This window comes from Hyphomonas sp. J20-32 (genome assembly GCF_055808555.1).
The window spans coordinates 160160-177837 of record NZ_CM147873.1 but is presented as its reverse complement, the minus strand read 5'-3'; the positions used below and the strand labels follow the sequence as shown (position 1 = coordinate 177837).

At 62.0% G+C, this 17678-nt stretch carries 22 protein-coding genes; 9 read left to right on the top strand and 13 right to left on the bottom strand.

The annotated features are described in order from the left end of the window. Nucleotide 1 precedes the first annotated feature (1 nt). The 5 genes from arsC to AC0L7I_RS00800 are packed head-to-tail and all read right to left on the bottom strand — an operon-like array spanning nt 2 to nt 2771. Complete coding sequence (gene arsC, locus AC0L7I_RS00820) at nt 2-421, bottom strand: arsenate reductase (glutaredoxin) (protein ID WP_473397635.1); 420 nt, start codon at nt 419-421, stop codon at nt 2-4. A gap of 3 nt (nt 422-424) precedes the next feature. Beyond that, nucleotides 425-1447 carry an ACR3 family arsenite efflux transporter gene (gene arsB, locus AC0L7I_RS00815; protein ID WP_473397634.1) on the bottom strand — a complete coding sequence of 341 codons (1023 nt, stop codon included), beginning with the start codon at nt 1445-1447 and terminating at the stop codon, nt 425-427. Between the two features lie 4 nt (nt 1448-1451). Then, nucleotides 1452-1940: an ArsI/CadI family heavy metal resistance metalloenzyme gene (locus AC0L7I_RS00810; RefSeq protein WP_473397633.1), complete on the bottom strand. Its 489-nt coding sequence runs from the start codon at nt 1938-1940 to the stop codon at nt 1452-1454. Between the two features lie 22 nt (nt 1941-1962). Further along, entirely contained in the window at nt 1963-2298 is a 336-nt protein-coding gene (locus AC0L7I_RS00805) for an ArsR/SmtB family transcription factor (protein ID WP_473397632.1), read from the bottom strand. Nucleotides 2299-2357: 59 nt separating this feature from the next. After that, nucleotides 2358-2771: a hypothetical protein gene (locus AC0L7I_RS00800; RefSeq protein WP_473397631.1), complete on the bottom strand. Its 414-nt coding sequence runs from the start codon at nt 2769-2771 to the stop codon at nt 2358-2360. 117 nt (nt 2772-2888) lie between these two features. Here AC0L7I_RS00800 and AC0L7I_RS00795 point away from each other — a divergent pair, with 117 nt between their 5' ends. From AC0L7I_RS00795 to AC0L7I_RS00780, 4 genes are all read left to right on the top strand, one after another. Continuing rightward, nucleotides 2889-3386 carry a CinA family protein gene (locus tag AC0L7I_RS00795; protein ID WP_473397630.1) on the top strand — a complete coding sequence of 166 codons (498 nt, stop codon included), beginning with the start codon at nt 2889-2891 and terminating at the stop codon, nt 3384-3386. A 33-nt stretch (nt 3387-3419) separates the two neighbouring features. Further along, nucleotides 3420-4259: a class I SAM-dependent methyltransferase gene (locus AC0L7I_RS00790; protein ID WP_473397629.1), complete on the top strand. Its 840-nt coding sequence runs from the start codon at nt 3420-3422 to the stop codon at nt 4257-4259. A gap of 123 nt (nt 4260-4382) precedes the next feature. Next, a complete protein-coding gene (locus AC0L7I_RS00785; RefSeq protein WP_473397628.1) occupies nt 4383-4901 on the top strand; it encodes a hypothetical protein in 519 nt (172 codons plus the stop codon). Nucleotides 4902-5015: 114 nt separating this feature from the next. Then, nucleotides 5016-5756: a polyamine aminopropyltransferase gene (locus AC0L7I_RS00780; protein WP_473397627.1), complete on the top strand. Its 741-nt coding sequence runs from the start codon at nt 5016-5018 to the stop codon at nt 5754-5756. Nucleotides 5757-5849: 93 nt separating this feature from the next. Here AC0L7I_RS00780 and AC0L7I_RS00775 read toward each other — a convergent pair whose 3' ends face one another. Beyond that, nucleotides 5850-6116, bottom strand: a complete 267-nt coding sequence (locus AC0L7I_RS00775; RefSeq protein WP_473397626.1) for a DUF3892 domain-containing protein — start codon at nt 6114-6116, stop codon at nt 5850-5852. Between the two features lie 25 nt (nt 6117-6141). Continuing rightward, nucleotides 6142-6339 (bottom strand): hypothetical protein, encoded by a 198-nt coding sequence (locus AC0L7I_RS00770; protein WP_473397625.1) that lies wholly within the window; start codon nt 6337-6339, stop codon nt 6142-6144. A 125-nt stretch (nt 6340-6464) separates the two neighbouring features. Here AC0L7I_RS00770 and AC0L7I_RS00765 point away from each other — a divergent pair, with 125 nt between their 5' ends. From AC0L7I_RS00765 to AC0L7I_RS00750, 4 genes are all read left to right on the top strand, one after another. After that, entirely contained in the window at nt 6465-6821 is a 357-nt protein-coding gene (locus AC0L7I_RS00765) for a helix-turn-helix domain-containing protein (RefSeq protein WP_473397624.1), read from the top strand. Then, nucleotides 6818-7687 (top strand): ImmA/IrrE family metallo-endopeptidase, encoded by an 870-nt coding sequence (locus AC0L7I_RS00760; protein ID WP_473397623.1) that lies wholly within the window; start codon nt 6818-6820, stop codon nt 7685-7687. Before AC0L7I_RS00765 ends, AC0L7I_RS00760 begins: the two co-directional genes overlap by 4 nt. 217 nt (nt 7688-7904) lie before the next feature. Then, nucleotides 7905-8615, top strand: a complete 711-nt coding sequence (locus AC0L7I_RS00755) for a CPBP family intramembrane glutamic endopeptidase (RefSeq protein ID WP_473397622.1) — start codon at nt 7905-7907, stop codon at nt 8613-8615. Nucleotides 8616-8746: 131 nt separating this feature from the next. Beyond that, nucleotides 8747-9094, top strand: a complete 348-nt coding sequence (locus AC0L7I_RS00750) for a hypothetical protein (RefSeq protein WP_473397621.1) — start codon at nt 8747-8749, stop codon at nt 9092-9094. 70 nt (nt 9095-9164) lie between these two features. On the opposite strand, the gene truA is transcribed toward AC0L7I_RS00750, so the two are convergent. From truA to AC0L7I_RS00720, 6 genes are all read right to left on the bottom strand, one after another. Next, complete coding sequence (truA, locus tag AC0L7I_RS00745; protein WP_473397620.1) at nt 9165-9902, bottom strand: tRNA pseudouridine(38-40) synthase TruA; 738 nt, start codon at nt 9900-9902, stop codon at nt 9165-9167. A 3-nt stretch (nt 9903-9905) separates the two neighbouring features. Further along, entirely contained in the window at nt 9906-10394 is a 489-nt protein-coding gene (locus tag AC0L7I_RS00740; protein ID WP_473397619.1) for a GNAT family N-acetyltransferase, read from the bottom strand. Then, entirely contained in the window at nt 10391-11347 is a 957-nt protein-coding gene (gene fmt / locus AC0L7I_RS00735; protein ID WP_473397618.1) for a methionyl-tRNA formyltransferase, read from the bottom strand. Before fmt ends, AC0L7I_RS00740 begins: the two co-directional genes overlap by 4 nt. A 58-nt stretch (nt 11348-11405) precedes the next feature. After that, on the bottom strand, nt 11406-11936 hold the full coding sequence (gene def / locus AC0L7I_RS00730; protein ID WP_473397617.1) for a peptide deformylase: 531 nt from the start codon (nt 11934-11936) through the stop codon (nt 11406-11408). Nucleotides 11937-11981: 45 nt separating this feature from the next. Next, on the bottom strand, nt 11982-13313 hold the full coding sequence (locus AC0L7I_RS00725) for a DNA recombination protein RmuC (RefSeq protein WP_473397616.1): 1332 nt from the start codon (nt 13311-13313) through the stop codon (nt 11982-11984). A gap of 80 nt (nt 13314-13393) precedes the next feature. Next, nucleotides 13394-16930 carry a peptidoglycan-binding protein gene (locus AC0L7I_RS00720; RefSeq protein ID WP_473397615.1) on the bottom strand — a complete coding sequence of 1179 codons (3537 nt, stop codon included), beginning with the start codon at nt 16928-16930 and terminating at the stop codon, nt 13394-13396. 225 nt (nt 16931-17155) lie between these two features. Here AC0L7I_RS00720 and AC0L7I_RS00715 point away from each other — a divergent pair, with 225 nt between their 5' ends. Further along, nucleotides 17156-17635 carry a MerR family transcriptional regulator gene (locus AC0L7I_RS00715; RefSeq protein WP_473397614.1) on the top strand — a complete coding sequence of 160 codons (480 nt, stop codon included), beginning with the start codon at nt 17156-17158 and terminating at the stop codon, nt 17633-17635. The last annotated feature ends 43 nt before the right edge of the window (nt 17636-17678 follow it).

Below are 17678 nucleotides of genomic sequence, written 5' to 3'. Positions count from 1 at the left end.
GTCAGCCGACCCGCCGGCCCTCCGCATCAATCAGGAGTGCGCCGTCTTCCTTGTGGAAGGGCCCCGGCGGCAGCCGCTCCAGCAGGTCGAGCACGGCTTCGCTGGGCCGGCACAGGCGCACGCCCTTGGGCGAACAGACGATCGGCCGGTTGACCAGGACCGGCGCCTCCAGCATCGCGCTGAGGATCGTCTCGTCGGCGACACCGGGCTCCAGCAGGCCGAGCTCGGCAGCCGGTGACTTCGTTTCCCGCAAGGCCTCGCGCGGGGTGAGGCCGGCGGCGGCCAGCAGGCCGAGCAGCTGTGGCCGCGTCCAGCCGGTCTTCAGGTATTCGATCACGACGGGCGTCGCGCCGCTGGCTTCGATGATTGCCAGCACGTTGCGCGACGTGCCGCAATCAGGATTGTGATGGATGACGATCATGAGTCAGGCCTCCGGAAAGGAATTTCGGGTGCGATTGGCAAATGCCACCAGCGACAGCATCACGGGCACTTCCACCAGCACGCCCACCACGGTCGCCAGCGCGGCGCCGGAATTGAGCCCGAACAGGCTGATCGCCACGGCAACCGCCAGTTCGAAGAAGTTTGACGTGCCGATCAGGGCGCAGGGCGCCGCCACAGTGTGTGGCACTTTCCACGCCCATGCCGCGCCATAGGCAATCGCGAAAATGGCATAGGACTGGATCAGGATCGGCACCGCGATCAGGGCAATGATCAGGGGCCGGTCAATGATCACCTGTCCCTGGAACCCGAACAGCAACACGACCGTTGCCAGCAATCCGGCCACGGATGCCGGTTTGATCCGGTCCATGAACCCTGTCACGGCCGCCTCGCCCCCGCGTGCCATCAGCATCCGGCGCGCCGCCATGCCCGCGACCAGCGGGATCACGACATACAGCGCAACCGACAGGATCAGCGTCTCCCACGGCACGGCAATGTCGGTCACGCCCAGCAGGAAGGCGACAAGCGGCGCGAAGGCGAACACCATGATCGCGTCGTTCACGCTTACCTGCGCCAGCGTATAGTTCGGGTCGCCCTTGGTCAGTTGCGACCAGACGAACACCATCGCCGTGCACGGCGCGGCGCCCAGCAGGATCAGCCCGGCAATATAGCCCTCGGCATCCGCCGCCGGGATGAATCCGGCAAATACGTGCTTGAAGAACAGCACGCCCAGCGCGGCCATGGTGAACGGCTTGATCAGCCAGTTGACCACCAGCGTGATGATCAGCCCCTTCGGCTTCTCGCCGACGCGGGCGAGGCTGGTGAAATCGACGCCGATCATCATCGGCCAGACCATGGCCCAGATCAGGACGGCGACCGGGAAGTTCACATTGGCATATTCCAGCCCCGCCAGTGCCTGGAACAGGCCGGGGACAAGAAAGCTCAGTCCGATACCTGCCGCGATGGCGGCGGCGACCCAGACCGACAGGTAACGTTCAAAAATGCCCACGCTGCTAGCAACAGCTGGAAGTAGCTGCGGGAGCGGTCACGGGCACCGGGCAACAGGCCCGTTCCACCGCCATGCCGGTCGGCGTCGCGGCGAGGCGCCCGTCCGCTATTTCGGGTCCGCCGCCATAGACGGCGCTGTCGCCGGTCGTGTGGAACACTTCCCATGCCACGCCGGACGGGTCCCTGACCCAGCTCTTTTCAGACTTGGCATAGCAGCAGGTCGTCTCGCCTTCTTCCAGGACCGAGGCATCGGCGCGGCTGAGGCGGTCATACACCTCGCTCAGTTCCTCGCCGGTCTCTGCCTGGATGCCAAGGTGCTCGACGCCTGCGGCCGCGCCGCGCTGGCTGATCGCCAGGTTGACGCGCGGATCGTCCAGCATCCACTTGGCGTAATCGGTTTTGACAACTGTCGGCTCAGCCGAGAACAGGGTCGAATAGAAATCGATGGAGCGTTTCAGGTCGTCGACGGCGATGTGAACATGCAGGCGTTTCATGGCTTTGTCCTTTGGTTTGAATTCAGCAACAGGCCGACCGGGCCATTTCCAGGACCGGCGCGCACACATCTGTCCGGCCCTCACAGCAATCCTCCATCAGGAAGACGATCAGGCCACTGATCGCGTCGAAATTGGCAGAATAGATGATCGACCGTCCCTGCCGCTGCCCTGTCACCAGTCCCGATTGGGACAGGATGTTCAGCTGCGCCGACAGCGTATTCGGCGGCACGTCCAGCGCGGCGGCGATATCGCCGGCCGGCAGGCCGTCATGGCCCGCTTTCACCAGCAGGCGGAACACGGCCAGGCGGTTTTCCTGGGCCAGGGCGGAGAGTTGCGATAGCGCGGCTTTTATTTCCATATTTCCAGATATATGGAAATAAAAGAACGAGTCAATCCGGTTTCATCGGACAGGCGCCGTCACGCGCCTGAATCGAACGTGCACAGGCCGGTCATCACCCGGTCCGTTCCGGGCTCGCATCCTTCCTGCATGAACAGGAAACGGCCCGATTGGCGATCAATGTCGAGCGTGCTTTTGACAGAAGACCGCCAGCCGCAATAGGGGGCCGCGATCTCCTGCCGAAGAGTCAGGCTGGCATGCGTCATTTTCACGTCGCAGGCGGTTGTTCCGGCCTGCGCGCAGACATTGTCCGCGCCACCTGTCTCATTCCGGACGAAAAGGTAGCCCTCGGCAAAGTGAAAGGCGACGCGCCGGTCGGGGTCGGGACGCGCCTCTACTGTTCCCTCGCAATTGAACGTGACTTCGTCCCGGCTGGGGTTACTGCAGCTCATCACCGCGAGACAAGCCGCGACCGGTATCCAGGGTTTCACCACGTGTTCTGTCCTGCGCTTCCACAAAGTACCGTCTGAATGCCCCACGAGCCGTCACTGTCCGGTTAATCCCTCCCTCGCCGGTTGCATACCGCCACGCCACCTGCTTGATGTATCGCCATGCAAACCCTCCTTCCCCTGGCCGCCCAGATCGGCGCGCTTCTCAAGGCGCGCGGCGAAACCGTTGCGATTGCCGAATCCTCGTCCGGTGGCCTCATCTCTGCCGCGCTTCTCGCCGTGCCTGGTGCCTCGGCTTATTATCGCGGCGGCGGCGTCATCTACACGCCGCAGGCCTTTCGCGGCCTGATGGGCCTCAGCCGCGCCGACATGCCCGATGGCATGCGCTCCTCGACCGAGCCCTATGCCTGCCTTCTGGCCCGCACGATCCGGGGCAAGCTTGATGCCAACTGGGGCCTGTCGGAAACCGGCGCCTCGGGGCCCGGCGGTAACGGCTATGGCGACGCGGCCGGGCATACATGCGTCGCGCTGGCAGGGCAGGGCGCCAATGGCCCGCAGGAAATCTCCCGCACGCTGGAGACGGGCCTCGCTGACCGCGAAGCCAATATGCGCCATTTTGCGCGCGACGCGCTCAGCCTCCTGCACGAGGCGCTGGTCTAGGCCCCGCCTGCCGCTCAAAAAGGAACGCCGCCGATGAACAATGCAGACCAGATCGAATACTGGAACGGTCCCGCCGGCCAGAAATGGGTCGACCAGTCCGATCGGCTCGACGCGATGCTGGCGCCTTTCGCCGACAAGGTCATCGCAGCGGCCGGCCTGAAACCCGGTGAGTCCGTGATGGATATCGGCTGCGGGGCAGGTGCGCTCACCCTGCGCGCCGCGGCCGAGGTTGGCGCGGCGCACGGCGCGCTCGGCGTCGATGTCTCCGCCCCGCTCATCGCACTCGCCCGCGCCCGCGCAGCGGCGGCCAAGGCACCCGCCCGGTTCGAACTCGCCGATGCCAGCGCGTTCACCGCGCCGGATCCCGTCGACATCGTCATCTCACGCTTCGGCGTCATGTTTTTCGAAGACCCCGCCGCCGCCTTCGCCAATATCCGCCGGTCGGTCAAACCGGGCGGCAGGCTGGCTTTCGCCTGCTGGCAGGCCCTCAGCCTCAATGACTGGGCGCTGGCGCCCCTTCAGGCGGCCATGCCCTTCTTCAAGGAGGCGCCCGCCCCGGTTGACCCGACCGCCCCCGGCCCCTTCGCTTTCCAGGACAAGGACCGCGTTGCCGGCATCCTGTCAGACGCTGGCTGGGCCAATGTGGCAATCGATCCGGTGGAAACCACGATCACCTTGCCGGGCGAGGATGTGGAAACCACCGCCCGGTTCATGATGCAGCTCGGCCCGCTCTCGCGCGTGCTCGGCGCGCAGGGCATTGATCCGGCCCCGGTCGAAGCGGCCCTCATCACCCTGATGCAGGCCCACACAACCCCCGAAGGCCGCATCGCCATGAAATCCGCCTGCTGGCTGGTGAGCGGAGAAAGCGCCTGATCCGTAGACGGTGTAAAATCCAAAATTGGATGCGTAGCAGTGCTATTGATGAGGGCTCAAAAGGCTGACATAGCTGAAACCGACCTATGCTAATTGCCATGCTGAAACGACGCATGAAAAATCATGGAACAAGACTTTAGTATCCTTGGACGGGAACACGCTCTCGCCACGGCTTATTTTCAGACTGACAAAGATGACCCAGAATGGAAATTTACGTTCGCCCGTTGGACGCTTCTTGGCCGGGTAATCAGGCAGTTCAAACCATCTGATACCTATTGCCATTTGGATGGCTTCGACCTCGATCAGATTTTTACCAACAAAAGTGGATTTGTGGGCGTAGGAAGAGTTTGGCATCTGCCGGAACCCGGGGTGCCAGGTGATATTGCTACCATACTGGCAGTTAAGTTCGATCCGGCTAGGCGAGGGATTCAAAATGCCACCGTCTGGGTGGGGCCGTTGGTGCCAAAACGCGGAAAATCGCCCAAATTGACCGGGATGAAATTTGGCGACTTTTTCTCTGCGTCACCACACATCGGCCCACCGTGGAGAGTGGCTTTTGAACGAAATGCAACTGGCTGGCATATACATCCCGACTTTGACCTGTCCGTATTCCTAATGCCATGGCGAGACGAACCAGACTAAGGATAACGTCCGCTCCTGACCCCAAGCAGTCATAGCAGTCCCCCCATCACCCACCCGCCTATGCCCGGCGGCCTGTCTCTTGTAGGGGTGGGTTCCGTTGCAAGGACGTCCCCCATGAGCCGCCTGTTTGAAGAACTCGACTATCGCGAGACGCCGATTGGCCCGATCAGCCTGCGGCGGCGCTTCCATCCGGCCCTCAAGGTCGACGTGTTCGAGATCATCCTCGGCGACGAGCACCTGATGTCCAACATCTTCACCGTGTCCGAAATCGCGCTCGCCCGCCTCGGCCTCGACAGGCTCGCCAGCCTCAGCCCCGGCTCAGGCGAAAAATGGGATGTCGTCGTCGGCGGCCTCGGCCTCGGCTACACGGCCGGCGCCGTGCTCGAATATGACCGCGTTGCCTCGCTGCGCGTCGTCGAGATGCTGGACGCCGTCGCCGACTGGCACGCTGCCGGGCTGGTGCCGCTCGACCCGCCGCTCAGCGCAGATGACCGCTGCCAGGTCGTGCGCGATGATTTCTTTGCGCTCGCCCGGTCCGAGACTGGCTTTGACGCGGCCCAACCGGGCCGCCAGTTCCACGCCATCCTGATCGATATCGATCACACGCCCGACTGGTTGCTCGATGCCCGCAGCGGCCATTTCTACAGCGAGGCAGGCCTGCGCCAGCTCGCCACGCATCTGAAGCCGGGCGGTATCATGGGCCTCTGGTCCGATGTCGTGCCCGACGATGCTTTCCTGCAGCGCCTGTCAGGCGTGTTCGACGAGGCCTGGGCCGAACCGGTCAGCTTCCACAACCCGCTCCAGGACAACACCTATACCCAAACCATCTACCTCGCCCGCAAGCCCGCGTGCTGACAGGTGCGCGCTGGGAACGCTTAGTCCGTTTCGGTATCCGTATCCGCCTTTTCTTGGCGGTTACTTCCGAGAACAAGATTGAGCAATTCTTGTCTAGTTACATTCTGGAAGTGCGAGCAGGTTGTCGCTCCACTTACCATCTGCGTAGGTCCGAACGTATTTTCCATTTGGTCCGTCCACAACACCAATATCAGCCCGGACGCTGTTCACGCGCGTGTAAAAAGTGTTCGTGCCTGCCTCGATCGAATTGATCACTTGCTGTCTCGTCCATTTCCACGTCGCGCCACCGAGATGTGTGATACCTTCATGCGGGCTGTTACGAGGCATTTTGTTGATACATGTTACTTGTACGTCTGCCATATTATCTTTCCTTTGATGAATTGACTTATTTGCCGCGGCCGGCGCCGTTCTTTGTCGCGTCAGCCAACTTGTAGCTCTGTCCGGACTTAGGCGTCGGCGGCATCGGTTCCCCTTTGACCACCGTTCGCTCTTTTCCAGTTGAGCCACCCCGAGTGCCTTTGATTTCGTACTGTCCCGACCGTGGCGCTTTCTGTCCGGGGCGGAGAGGAGGGGTCTTAGCCATTAGATTTTCCTTTTCTTCGCTATGGCTTTAAGGAAACCGTTTCCTTGTCGTTATCGACATGCCATACATGTCTGAATATACCAGCTCAACAAAGGCGTCAAGATGATCTTGGCGAAATCGACAATATGAGTAATCCAAAGCCATCAGAGATTTTCCCGGAACGCCTTCGAAATGCGCGCGAAGTTCTGCGAAAAATGAGTCAGGTTGAATTGGCGAAGCGTACTGGAATGCCCTCAAGTTCGATCGCTCATTTTGAAGCTGCGAATCGCAAACCTTCGTTCGATAATCTGGCCAAACTTGCTGCTGCCTTGGATGTCACGACAGACTATCTACTGGGTAGAGCGGACAGTCCAAACACCTCCATGAGCGCGGACCCGCTTGCGCGGCATGGAGCGGATTTGACGGACGAGAATAGGCAATTTGCAATCGAGTTTATGGAGATGCTGAAAAAGCGCGACGAGGACCGAAGAAAAGACCAATGACCGCTAGGCGTGACCAACAGCACCGCAGGTTTGCGAGGCAAGCCGAAGTGTTGCTTAAATTGGAAGGGCTTTTGACCTTGCCAGTGGACATTTTAGCTCTCGCAAAATCTCGCGGTATCGTCGTAAGCCCCCTTCCGCCAGACCAAGTAGGTTTGTCGGGAATGTTGGCTCGCTACGGCAATACGTTCGGAATTTTATATGCCACTCACATTCAGAATGAGGGATTCCAGAGATTTAGTATCGCACATGAATTGGGACACTATTTCGTCGAAGGTCATCTTGACGACATTTCCTTCAGTTCTGGCATGCATAGCTCAAGAGCTGGATTCGTTTCCGACGACGCTTTGGAGCGAGAGGCCGATCACTTTGCAGCTGGGTTGCTTTTTCCGACGTCTCTTGTGCAGCAACGCCTAAAACGTCTTCCTGAAGGTTTGGCATCAATAGATGTTTTGCAGCGAGAGGCGAAAGCGTCACTGACCGCAGCGGCAATAAGATACGCACGATTGACGGATGACTTTTCAGCAGTGGTAGTTAGCTCGGACGGCAAGATTGACTACTGCTTCGCTTCAGAAACGCTCAAATCGTTGAAAGGAAACTTCTGGATTGAGGCTGGCTCTGCCATACCGATAGGTAGCGCCACACAAGAAATGCACTCCCGAAATTCTGATGCTCGAAAAGGTGCGCGAGACGATGGCATCTGCAGTTTACGAGATTGGTTTGAAGGAACCGACGATATCGATGTGAAGGAAGAAGTTGTCGGTCTTGGATCTTACGGAAGGGTGCTGAGCATATTGTCATGCATCGATCCCGAACCAGATGACGATCCGGACGACGTGCTTGAAAGCACCTGGGCTCCCCGGTTTTAGTCTGTAGATTTTAACGGTTTTTGCCGCGCTCAGTTCGAAAACTGATTCTGCCCCACCGCCCCGCGCATCATACCGCTCCGGCGCCACCCCATCTCGCTGTCCAGTTCCGGCGACAGATTTTTCTGGACCTGCCTGCATCCAAATGCCCGCCTCGCGGCATCTTGCCCGTGTATGCCCAATTCCGGGCGAGAACATTCCGGACAGGAGCAATCACGACATGGATAATCATTTGAAGCACGGGCGCATCACCGCGCTCGTGGAAGTCATGGCCGTGGTCGCCATCGCATTCCTGTCAAAGGCCGCGCTGGACCCCTTCATCTGGCGGTTCTCCGGCCCTGTCTCGCTGATCACGCTATTGGTCCTGCTGACGGTCTACCTGCGGCGCCGCGGCATACACTGGTCCGGGATGGGCCTGCGCGCGGTTCCGGGAATGAAGAGCCGGCTGCTGATGGTCCCGCAAACCCTGCTGGCCATCGTCGCCATCATCGCCACAGGTGTCGGCACCCAGCTCGCCGGGCAGGCCCTCGGGCTTGATTTCATGTCAGAGGGGCAGGGCGAGGTTGAGGATCGCTGGGGCGATATCGTCGGGAACGTGCCCGTCTACCTGATGTGGCTCGGTATCGGCATCGTTAGCGGCGGGCTGGCCGAAGAGATGTTCTTTCGCGGTTACCTGATCACCCGTCTGCAGACCGCTTTCAAGGGCCTGCGCCTGGCGCCTGTCCTGGCGGTTTTCATCCCGGGGCTCATCTTCGGATATGGCCACTACTACTATCAGGGCCTCGGCGGGCTGATCGCGACAGGCATGATCGGCGTCGCCCTTGGCGTCCTGTTCCTGCTGTATAAGCGGAACCTCTGGCCCCTGATCATCGCCCATGCCCTTGTCGACTCGCTCGCCATCACCGGCATGTTCATGCAATGGGATATCTAGCGGGGCAGGCAGGTGAAAGCCTGCCGCCTTTCCTGCGCATCCCGTGAGACAATCTTCGTGGCGGCGGCCGATCCAGCCGCTCCACCGCAAACTTGTCCTCCCCCCGCCTTGCCGCCCCTATACTGCCCCCCATGCACCCCCGGCACGCCCATCTCTATGCGCACGTCCATGTCCTGCTCTGGCCATGGCTCTGGTGGCAATTGCAGAACCTGAACCGCTGGATGAAGGCGACCGGGCGCGGCCTGCTCGTCGCCGTCGACCGCTGGGGCAATGTCTATATCCGCTGCATGGGTGACGCGCCGGAGGCGGAGGACCGGTTCGTGCGTGCGCCTGTCTCAGACAGGTTAGCGCAAGCACTCGCCCCCGATCCGTGTCCCCGGCGAAGGCTGCGAAGGGACAAGCAATCGCATTGCGATTGCCCTGCAGCAGGCCCAGGCGCAAGCGCATGGCGGGCCAACCTGCCCCTGCCACATACCTGACCCGGACCTCACCCCCAGCACACCCTTACCTCACCCCCGAAGCGCCCTCACAGGCGCCGCACGCACAGGCTCAGTCATAGTCGACTTTTTCGAGGAACAATCCGTCCGGCGGCGAGACAGGCCCGCAGGCCGTGCGGTCTCTCGCCTCAAGTATCTCCGTCAGCCAGCGCGCATCGCGCTTGCCGCGCCCGACTTCCACGAGTGAGCCAACCATCGAGCGCACCTGCCGGTGCAGGAAGCTCTGGGCCGACAGCGTGCATTCGATCCGGTCGCCATAGCGGGCGACATCGAACCTATCGAGCGTCTTGACCGGGCTCTTCGCCTGGCATTCGACGTCGCGGAACGTGGTGAAATCATGCACGCCGAGCAGCACTTGCGCTGCGTGATGCATGGCCCCGGCATCGAGTTTAGGCGAGATGCGCCAGGCAAGGCCCTTGTCCACTGTCAGGTCGGCCCGGCGGTTGATGATGACAAAGCGATAATGCCGCGCCCTGGCGCTGAAGCGGGCGTGGAAATCCTCGTCCACTTTCTCGGCGCTCAGGATGGCGATCGGCAGCGGTCGCAAATGGAAGTTCAGCGCGTCGGCCACCTTGCCCGGCCGGTCGACGGCAAAGTCGACATGCGCGACCTGTCCCATCGCGTGGACGCCGCTATCGGTGCGCCCCGCGCCATAGACCTCCACCGGCCCGCCATCCAGCTTGGCGGCGGCGTCTTCGATGGCGCCCTGCACGGTCGGCTTGCCCGGCAGCCGCATCCAGCCCTGGAACGGCCCGCCATGATATTCGATCAGGAGTTTGTAACGGGCCATGGACTACCCGCCGAATGCGGACGGATAGGTGAGCGTGCCGGACGCCGGCGCCGCATCCGCCAGCCGCCGCGCCATGAAAGCAGGCCCGCTCCACGGCGCACCGAAGGGCAGGGCGGCGTCCGCGGAAAATCCGAAACGCGGATAATAATCCGCATGCCCCAGAACGAAGACAAGGCTTTCGCCCGCGCCTTGCAGCGCCAGGAGGCCGGTGCGGACCAGGCCGCTGCCAATGCCTTTTTTCTGCCGGCCCGGCAGCGCGGACATCGGCCCGAGACCAACGGCCAGCGGCGCGTCATCGACAAGGATGCGGAAAAATTCGACATGGCCGACAATCCGGCTGTCATCATGCGCGATCAGCGACAGCACGCTGTCGCCGTCCCGCTTCAGCTTGCGGACGATCTTGCCCTCGGCGGTCCCCTTGAAGGCCGCGTCGTTCAGCGCCGCGATCTCGTCAATGTCCTCGGCATGGGCCGGGCGGATCCAGGTGCTCATGAGGCCAGCACCGTGCCGGGGGGAATAGGCGTGCCATTAAGGAAGACGCTGGCCGTCATCGGGCCTTTTCCGGGGCGCTGCAGCTGCGTGATCCGCACCGCGCCGCCATCGCCGCAGGCGACCAGAAGCCGGTCGTCCAGCACGGTGCCCGGCGCGGTCCCGCCAGAGGTTCCGGCGACTTCGCTCATCAGCAGTTTCAGGCGCACGGGGCTGGTCTCGCCCTCCGGCGTCCAGTGGCAGACGGCCCCGGGGAAGGGGGACAGGCCCCTGATCTGGCAGTCAACGTCTGCGGCCGGTTTCGACCAGTCGACCGGCTGGTCCTCGGCGCTGATCTTGTGGGCATACGTGATGCCCTCGTCCGGCTGGGCCTTCGGTTCAATCGATCCGTCTGCCCATCGTGCCAGCGCAACCGGCGCAAGGTCTGCGGCCAGTTCCGCCAGCCGGTCGTGCAGCGTGCCCGCTGTCGTCGCCGCCGTGATCGGCGTGCGCGCCGACATCAGCACCGGGCCGGTATCGAGCCCCGCATCCATTAGCATCGCGTCCAACCCGGTCTCATGGTCGCCCGCCATGATCGCCCGCTGGATCGGCGCGGCGCCCCGCCAGCGCGGCAGGATCGAGGCGTGCATGTTGAGACAGCCAAGCCGCGGCGCATCCAGCACCGCCTGCGGCAGGATCAGGCCGTATGCGACAACCACCGCCGCATCGAGGCCCAGTGCCGCAAACGCCTCCTGCTCTGGCGCCTTCTTCAGCGATTTCGGCGTGCGCACCTCTAGCCCCTGCGCTTCGGCCCAGGCCTGCACCGGTGTCGGCGTCAGCTTCTTGCCCCGGCCCGACGGGCGCGGCGGCTGCGAATACACGCAGGCAATCTCATGGCCCGCTGCGACCAGCGCGGCGAGCACGTCCACGGCAATCTGCGGGCTGCCCATGAAGGCAAGGCGAAGCGGTTGGGTCATGGTGCGGGGGTCTAGCGCGCGGGACGCTGGCAATAAAGGAAAGATTGGCGTGGCAGGATCAGGCGACGTCTTCGCGAATCTTGCGGAGCTTGGCCTTCTTCACCTTGTCGATGGCGCGCACGCGCTTCAGGCGCGAGAGATAGTCGATGAACAGCGTGCCCTCGAGATGGTCCATCTCGTGCTGGATGCAGACCGCGTAGAGGTCTTCGGCCCATTCCTCGACCTGCTTGCCGTCATAGTCGAGATAGCGGATCAGGCAGCGCTCGGGGCGCTCGACCTGGTCGAAAATGTCCGGCACCGACAGGCAGCCTTCTTCATAGGGCTGGGTCTGCTCGACCGTTTCGAGAATTTCCGGGTTCACGAAATAGCGCGGTTTCGGCTCCTCGTTTTCGGGAGCCAGATCCATCACGATGACCCGCAGCGGCACGCCGACCTGGATCGCAGCCAGGCCAATGCCCGGCGCGTCATACATGGTTTCCAGCATGTCATCCATCAGCGCGCGAATCTCGTCGGAGACGCCGCCTTCAACAGGCTTCGACACCTCCTTGAGGCGCGGATCGGGTACAGTCAGGATTTCGCGTATGGCCATGAGGGGGAGATATGAACAGAAGGGCGTTTGGTCAACCGGTGCGGCTCATTCGGCAGCCAGCGCCTTTTTCTTGCCGCCAAAGTCCAGCTCGCCCGTCGTTTCAGGCGTATTCGCCCGGTTTTCGATCTGCTTCGGCTCTGGCAACGCCTTGTTCGGCGGGGCGATTTCCATGTCCTCGAACTTGCGCAGGGTGGGCAGGACGCGTTTGTCGAACGAACCCATGGCCGAATTGAAATGGTCGACAGAGCCGTTCAGCGTCTTCCCGAGCTTTTCGATATGGCCGAGCATGACACTCATCCGGCTATGAAGTTCAGCGCCGAGTTCAGCCGCTGCCATGGCGTTCTCGTTCTGGTGATGCTGCCGCCACAGATGCGCGACCGTCCGGGCGAGCGCGATCAGCGTTGTCGGCGTGGTGACAATCACTTGCCGCGACATGGCCTTCTCGATCAGGTCCGGCGAATGTTCCAGCGCCGCGGCGAAGAAGTTTTCCCCGGGAATGAACATGGCGATATAATCGAACCTGTTGCCGAGGTTTGACTGGTAGTCCTTCGACGCGAGCGTGCTGACGTGACGCTGTACGCTCGTGGCGTGCGCCTTCAGGTGCGCAAGGCGTTCGGCCGGGTCCTCTGTGTTCACGGCAGCCATGTAGGAGGCCAGCGATACCTTGGAGTCGACCACGATCTGTCGGTCGCCGGGCAGGCGGATGATGGCGTCAGGCCGCTGGCGACCGTCTTCGGTTGCGTCATGCACCTGTTCGTTGAAGTCGCAATGGGCCGACAGGCCCGCCTGTTCCATGACATTGCGCAAGGTCATCTCGCCCCAGCGACCACCGCCTTTCGGCGCGGTCAGCGCGTTGACCAGCTTGCCGGTCTCGGCCGTGTTGCGATGCAGGCTCTCGCCGATCGCCTTCACCTGTTCCGACAACAGCGACTTGTCCTCGGTCCGGACTTTTTCAAGGTCATCGACGCGCTTCTTGAAGGCGTCGAAATTCTCGCCGATCGGTTTCATCAGCTCCTGCAGCTGGCCCTTGGCGCCTTCTTTGTGCTTTTCGAACGTCTCGTTGGCGAGTTGCAGGAATTGCGCATTGGCCGTGCGCAGGACACCCTGGGCGAGATCGGCGAACTTGCGTTCATCCTCCTCGCTGCGGGCTTTGATCTCTGCCAGGGCAATCTCAGCCTGACGCGCGACATCTTCCTTGGTGCGCAGGGCTTGTTTGGTATCGGAGAGATCTTCCTCTGCCCGCGTGAGGTCGCGCCGGGTGAGGTCAATTCGGCCCCATAGCGCATAGGCCAGGAAGCCGAGCCCGAGCACGCCCAGCAGGAGCACGATATGCACGGCGTCGAAGCCGGCGGTTCCGATGGTAACGATAGGTGTCATTACGATATCCTGCCACGATTCTCGTGGAACATATCTAGAACGATGTCATGTGTCCACGCGCTGAAAACGGCGCGCGAAACCTAGCCGTTGGTCGGCGCGCCAGCCAGGGCATTGAGGCTCTCGATCAGGTCAGCCGTGATCGTGCCGGTCACCGGAAGGCCGTTGGCTTTTTCATAGTCGCGGATCGCCTTGGCCGTGCCGGCACCGACCACGCCGTCCGGCGTGCCGACATTGTAGCCGAGCGCCCCAAGAGCAACCTGTACGCCCTGTACCTGAAGCGGATTGCCGGTGTTCCAGGGCTGCGCGCCGAAGCGTCCATTACTGATGGCATTGTCCCGGGAGGCTTCCCAGAAGACTGATCGCGCGCGGGCCTGTTCGGCGGCTTCGGGCGAAATGCGGCCTGAAAGATCGGCGATCTTGGCGGGTGCGCCCGCATCGCCGTTCTTGCCGGCAATTTCGTACCAGAACATCGCTTCGGTCAGGTTCGGGCTGATGCCGAGGCCCTGCTCGTAGAGGACGCCGAGATTGTACTGGCTGTCGACAATGCCGAACTCGGCGGCCTTGCGGAACCATTCGACGGCCCCGGCATAGCTCTGCGGTCCGCCTTCGCCTTCGGCCATGAAGACGGCCAGGTCATGCATGGCTTTGACATTGCCCCCATTGGCGGCTTTTTCCGTCCATTCCCGGGCGAGGACAAGGTCCTTGGGAACGCCATTGCCTTTCTCGTGCAGTTTGGCGAGGCCGTACTGGGCTATAGGCAGGCCCTTGGTGGCTGATTTGCGCATCAGGGCTGCGCCGGCGGCGAAATCCCCGGCGGCAATGTGTTCCTGCGCCAATTGGTACTGGGCGATATGGTTTCCGCCGGCTGCGGCGCTTTCCACGGTCACGAAGGGAGAGATGGCCGGGAAATTCGATGCCGCCGCTGGTGCAGCCGCTGCGGCCGGGGAAGAGGGCGCCTGAACGGCCTGCGTCGCCGGCGCTGCGTCGAACAGGTCGGCATCGGCCTGCATGGCCGGGGCTGCCTCGCCTGCGGCTTCGCCCCCCTCAACGGGCAGGACATTCGCGGCTGCTGCAGCGCCGGGATCGACATAGGTATCGACCGAGGCAGCGATCACAGGCGCTTCCTGCTTGCCGCGGATATGGAGGTATCCCCCCACAGCGGCCCCGGTGATCACAACCGCAGAGGCAGCAGCATAGAGCGGCAGTTTGCTTGAGCCGGACTTTGCGCGGACCCCGTTGAAAGACGGTTTGTCGGTTTTCCGCCGGTTGCGGTTCTGCGGTTGTGCGTCCAGCGTGCCGGCCGCCGTGATCGCGGCCCGGCGAGCCCGGGCGATATAATCATTCGTGTCATCCGCCCGAATGGCGATTTGCTCGGGATCGTCTTCAGCGAGCGGGTCGAATTCTGCGTCCGGATCGGATTTCGCCGCGATCAACTCGAGAAAGTCCTCGTCCTCGGAATCGTCCATGTCGAAAATGTCGGACGCGCGCGCTTCGGTGTGGCTGTCATGCTCCCCGTCGATGCCTTCCAGCTCGGAGAGCGGGTCGAAGACCACTTCAGGGCCGGGTTCGGCGGACGATGCGGACAAATCCTCGTCCTCGTGCTGCTCGCTACCGGCTTCCTGCGGTATGTCGAACACGTCTTCGAAATCGGACTTGTAGGGTGCTCCGCGGCTCTCGACAGCTGCGTCCCAGCCGGCGATCCCGGCCTCGAAGAAGGCGTCGTCGTCATCCGGATCGATCAACGTATCCTCGAACATGGCGTCGTCGCCCTCTGAAGCATCTGACGATGCTTCGGCGAACATGTCGTCATCCTGTGGAACGTCCGCTGATGTTTCCACGAACATGTCGTCGTCATCATCGTCGTTGATTTCGGGAAGGCCAGGTTCGAATGGCACGCCGTCATCATGGACGGGCGTTTGGGCTGCCTGTTCAACCACCGGTTCGTCGGAAAAATCAGGCGCATCGGGCAGCGCATCGGCGCCTTCCGGATCGGCATAAGGCGGCGAGGTGAATTCCTCGAGGCTTTCAAGCCGAGTCGCCAGCGATGCAATCGCGCGCTGCACGGGTGAAAGCGATGCCGACGATTGGGCCTGCATATGCTCAAGCCGCTCGGAGACGTTTGACAGGGCATCCGACAGGCGCACATCGGTGCGCTTGCGGCTCTCTTCCATCTGGGTCGCCATGGACTTGATGGCATCGTCCTGGCGCTTCTGGAGCCGGGTGGCAGCCGACGCCACCTGTTCGCCGATCTGTTCGATGGCTTCAGCGCTTCGCGTTTCGCTGTCGCTGACGCGCCTGTCGATCTGGTCGGCGAGCGAGTCGATGCGGCCGCTGACGGTTGCGCCAAGGCGTTCGATTTCGCCGCGCATGGCCTCGCTCGCAGCGGCGTCATCGCGCGCTTCGACGTCGCGGATGCGCTGTTCGAAGCTGGTCGACATCCGGCTGACCTGGTTCGACACCGTTTCCATGCTGCGTGACTGGCGCTCTTCGGAGGCCGCCAGACGCTTTTGCACATCCGAAAGTCCGGCCGTGAGATCAGAGACGACTTCGTTTTTCTGGGTATTGGCGGTACGCGCGATCTCGTCGGCGAGTTCGAGCCGGGTCTGGTCGACGGTTTCACGCAGGGATTTTGTCAGGTTGTCGAAGCGGGCCTCGAATTCCGAGCGCAGTTTTTCGGCAAGCTCCGGATCGACGGACCCGGCCAGCGCTTCGACCCGGTTGTCGAGATGATTGAAGGTCGCCTCAAGGCTTTGCAGCGCAGCATCGGTCGTGGTTTCGGCGCGGTTCAGCCGTTCCTGGATGCGCAGCAGCGTGCTTTCCATGGAATCCAGCGCGCCCGACACGTCAGACTCGACAGCACTCAGGCGTTCGTCGGTTTGTCCCGCCGCTATCAGGCGTTCCTGAACATTGTGCTCAAGGGACGACAGGCGCGTCGTCAATTCGCGCGCAGCGGTCTCGGATCGCTTTTCAGCCTGCTCGACGGCCCTGTCGACCCGTGCAGCGGCGTCAGACAGTTTCGATTCGACCCGGGTTTCCACGCCTTCGACACGGTCGGTCAGGTCGGCGAACCCGGCTTCGACCCGGCCCTTGATGGCGAGGGCCTCCTGCTGGGCAAGTTCGCCTTCGTCGTTGACGTGTTCAGCCAGCTTGCCGAGCGCCTGTTCGAGTGACTTCAGGGCTTCGAGGTTCTGCTTGTTCGATTCATCCTGTTCAAGCCTGCGAACCTTGGACTGGAGCGCTTCATAAGTGTCGCGGATTTCGTCCATCAGGCTTTCGACATGGCCGACGACGGAATTGCTGTTCTGCTCGGCCTGCTCAAGCTTCGCGACGAGGCCGAGAACCGTGTGGTCCATGCCCGAAATGGCCAGCGTCGAGCGGGCCTCGGCCGCCTCGATGCGGCGGGTCAGGCGGTCCAGCGTGCTGGTTGACGCGTCCGGCCGCGGGCGCGGGTTGCGAAACAGCGACGAGATTTCATTGAGCTGGGATTCCTCGTCCGCCATCAGCAAGCGGTTGAGGTATTCGCCAAGCGTAAGACCTTCGGCGCTCGCCGCTTCGCGCGCAGCGTCGCGCGCGCGCTGGTCTATGCCTTTAACGCTCCAGGGCCCTGTCTGGTTCATCCCGGATTCTCCTCGCTCAGCCCGCAAAGTTAACGCTACGGGCAGATTCGTTCACATATTCTAACGTTGATGGCAGGCCGGGTCTTAAAGCGAAGTTAAAGGTAAATATTTTCGCATGATTTGGTAACGGGTCGGGCTTCTGCGTTTACCATAGGGAACGTTTCCGCGAACGTTCGCGTAAAGTTGACGTTGACGTTCGCGGAAGCCTTGGTCTAAGCTGACCGCATGCATCACAAGACATCACACATTTCCGCCGCCGATAGCCGCACCTTCACGATTTCCGAGCTTGCCCGGGAATATGGTGTGACACCCCGTGCCCTTCGCTTCTACGAAGACAAGGACATGCTGCATCCGGCGCGCGATGGCATGACCCGTGTCTATTCGAACCGGGATCGTGCGCGCCTTACGATTATCGTTCGCCTGAAGCGCCTCGGGCTGCCACTGGCCGATATCCGTGAAATTCTCGACCTCTACGTGCTGGACGACGGTGAACGGGCCCAGAAATACATGATGCTCGACAAGTTCCGCAAGCAGGTCAAAGAGCTGGAAATCCAGCGCGAAGACATCGACACGGCGCTGACGGAACTGCGCAAGGGCATCCTCTGGCTTGAGGACCTGATCCAGAAGGTCGGCCCGAACGAAGAAGGCAAGCGACAGGTCGCAGCCTATGAAGCGGTCGCCCGGCGCCAGCTCGACGAAGTCTGATCCACCTCTTTTCATAGAGTTCTGGCAACTGGAACGACCTTTC

What these genes read in the sequence shown, in the direction of transcription:
- arsC (WP_473397635.1), bottom strand. Translation starts at nt 421, where the DNA reads ATGATCGTCATCCATCACAATCCTGATTGCGGCACGTCGCGCAACGTG.
- AC0L7I_RS00810 (WP_473397633.1), bottom strand. Translation starts at nt 1,940, where the DNA reads ATGAAACGCCTGCATGTTCACATCGCCGTCGACGACCTGAAACGCTCC.
- AC0L7I_RS00805 (WP_473397632.1), bottom strand. Translation starts at nt 2,298, where the DNA reads ATGGAAATAAAAGCCGCGCTATCGCAACTCTCCGCCCTGGCCCAGGAA.
- AC0L7I_RS00795 (WP_473397630.1), top strand. Translation starts at nt 2,889, where the DNA reads ATGCAAACCCTCCTTCCCCTGGCCGCCCAGATCGGCGCGCTTCTCAAG.
- AC0L7I_RS00790 (WP_473397629.1), top strand. Translation starts at nt 3,420, where the DNA reads ATGAACAATGCAGACCAGATCGAATACTGGAACGGTCCCGCCGGCCAG.
- AC0L7I_RS00785 (WP_473397628.1), top strand. Translation starts at nt 4,383, where the DNA reads ATGGAACAAGACTTTAGTATCCTTGGACGGGAACACGCTCTCGCCACG.
- AC0L7I_RS00780 (WP_473397627.1), top strand. Translation starts at nt 5,016, where the DNA reads ATGAGCCGCCTGTTTGAAGAACTCGACTATCGCGAGACGCCGATTGGC.
- AC0L7I_RS00775 (WP_473397626.1), bottom strand. Translation starts at nt 6,116, where the DNA reads ATGGCAGACGTACAAGTAACATGTATCAACAAAATGCCTCGTAACAGC.
- AC0L7I_RS00770 (WP_473397625.1), bottom strand. Translation starts at nt 6,339, where the DNA reads ATGGCTAAGACCCCTCCTCTCCGCCCCGGACAGAAAGCGCCACGGTCG.
- AC0L7I_RS00765 (WP_473397624.1), top strand. Translation starts at nt 6,465, where the DNA reads ATGAGTAATCCAAAGCCATCAGAGATTTTCCCGGAACGCCTTCGAAAT.
- AC0L7I_RS00760 (WP_473397623.1), top strand. Translation starts at nt 6,818, where the DNA reads ATGACCGCTAGGCGTGACCAACAGCACCGCAGGTTTGCGAGGCAAGCC.
- AC0L7I_RS00755 (WP_473397622.1), top strand. Translation starts at nt 7,905, where the DNA reads ATGGATAATCATTTGAAGCACGGGCGCATCACCGCGCTCGTGGAAGTC.
- AC0L7I_RS00750 (WP_473397621.1), top strand. Translation starts at nt 8,747, where the DNA reads ATGCACCCCCGGCACGCCCATCTCTATGCGCACGTCCATGTCCTGCTC.
- truA (WP_473397620.1), bottom strand. Translation starts at nt 9,902, where the DNA reads ATGGCCCGTTACAAACTCCTGATCGAATATCATGGCGGGCCGTTCCAG.
- AC0L7I_RS00740 (WP_473397619.1), bottom strand. Translation starts at nt 10,394, where the DNA reads ATGAGCACCTGGATCCGCCCGGCCCATGCCGAGGACATTGACGAGATC.
- fmt (WP_473397618.1), bottom strand. Translation starts at nt 11,347, where the DNA reads ATGACCCAACCGCTTCGCCTTGCCTTCATGGGCAGCCCGCAGATTGCC.
- def (WP_473397617.1), bottom strand. Translation starts at nt 11,936, where the DNA reads ATGGCCATACGCGAAATCCTGACTGTACCCGATCCGCGCCTCAAGGAG.
- AC0L7I_RS00725 (WP_473397616.1), bottom strand. Translation starts at nt 13,313, where the DNA reads ATGACACCTATCGTTACCATCGGAACCGCCGGCTTCGACGCCGTGCAT.
- AC0L7I_RS00720 (WP_473397615.1), bottom strand. Translation starts at nt 16,930, where the DNA reads ATGAACCAGACAGGGCCCTGGAGCGTTAAAGGCATAGACCAGCGCGCG.
- AC0L7I_RS00715 (WP_473397614.1), top strand. Translation starts at nt 17,156, where the DNA reads ATGCATCACAAGACATCACACATTTCCGCCGCCGATAGCCGCACCTTC.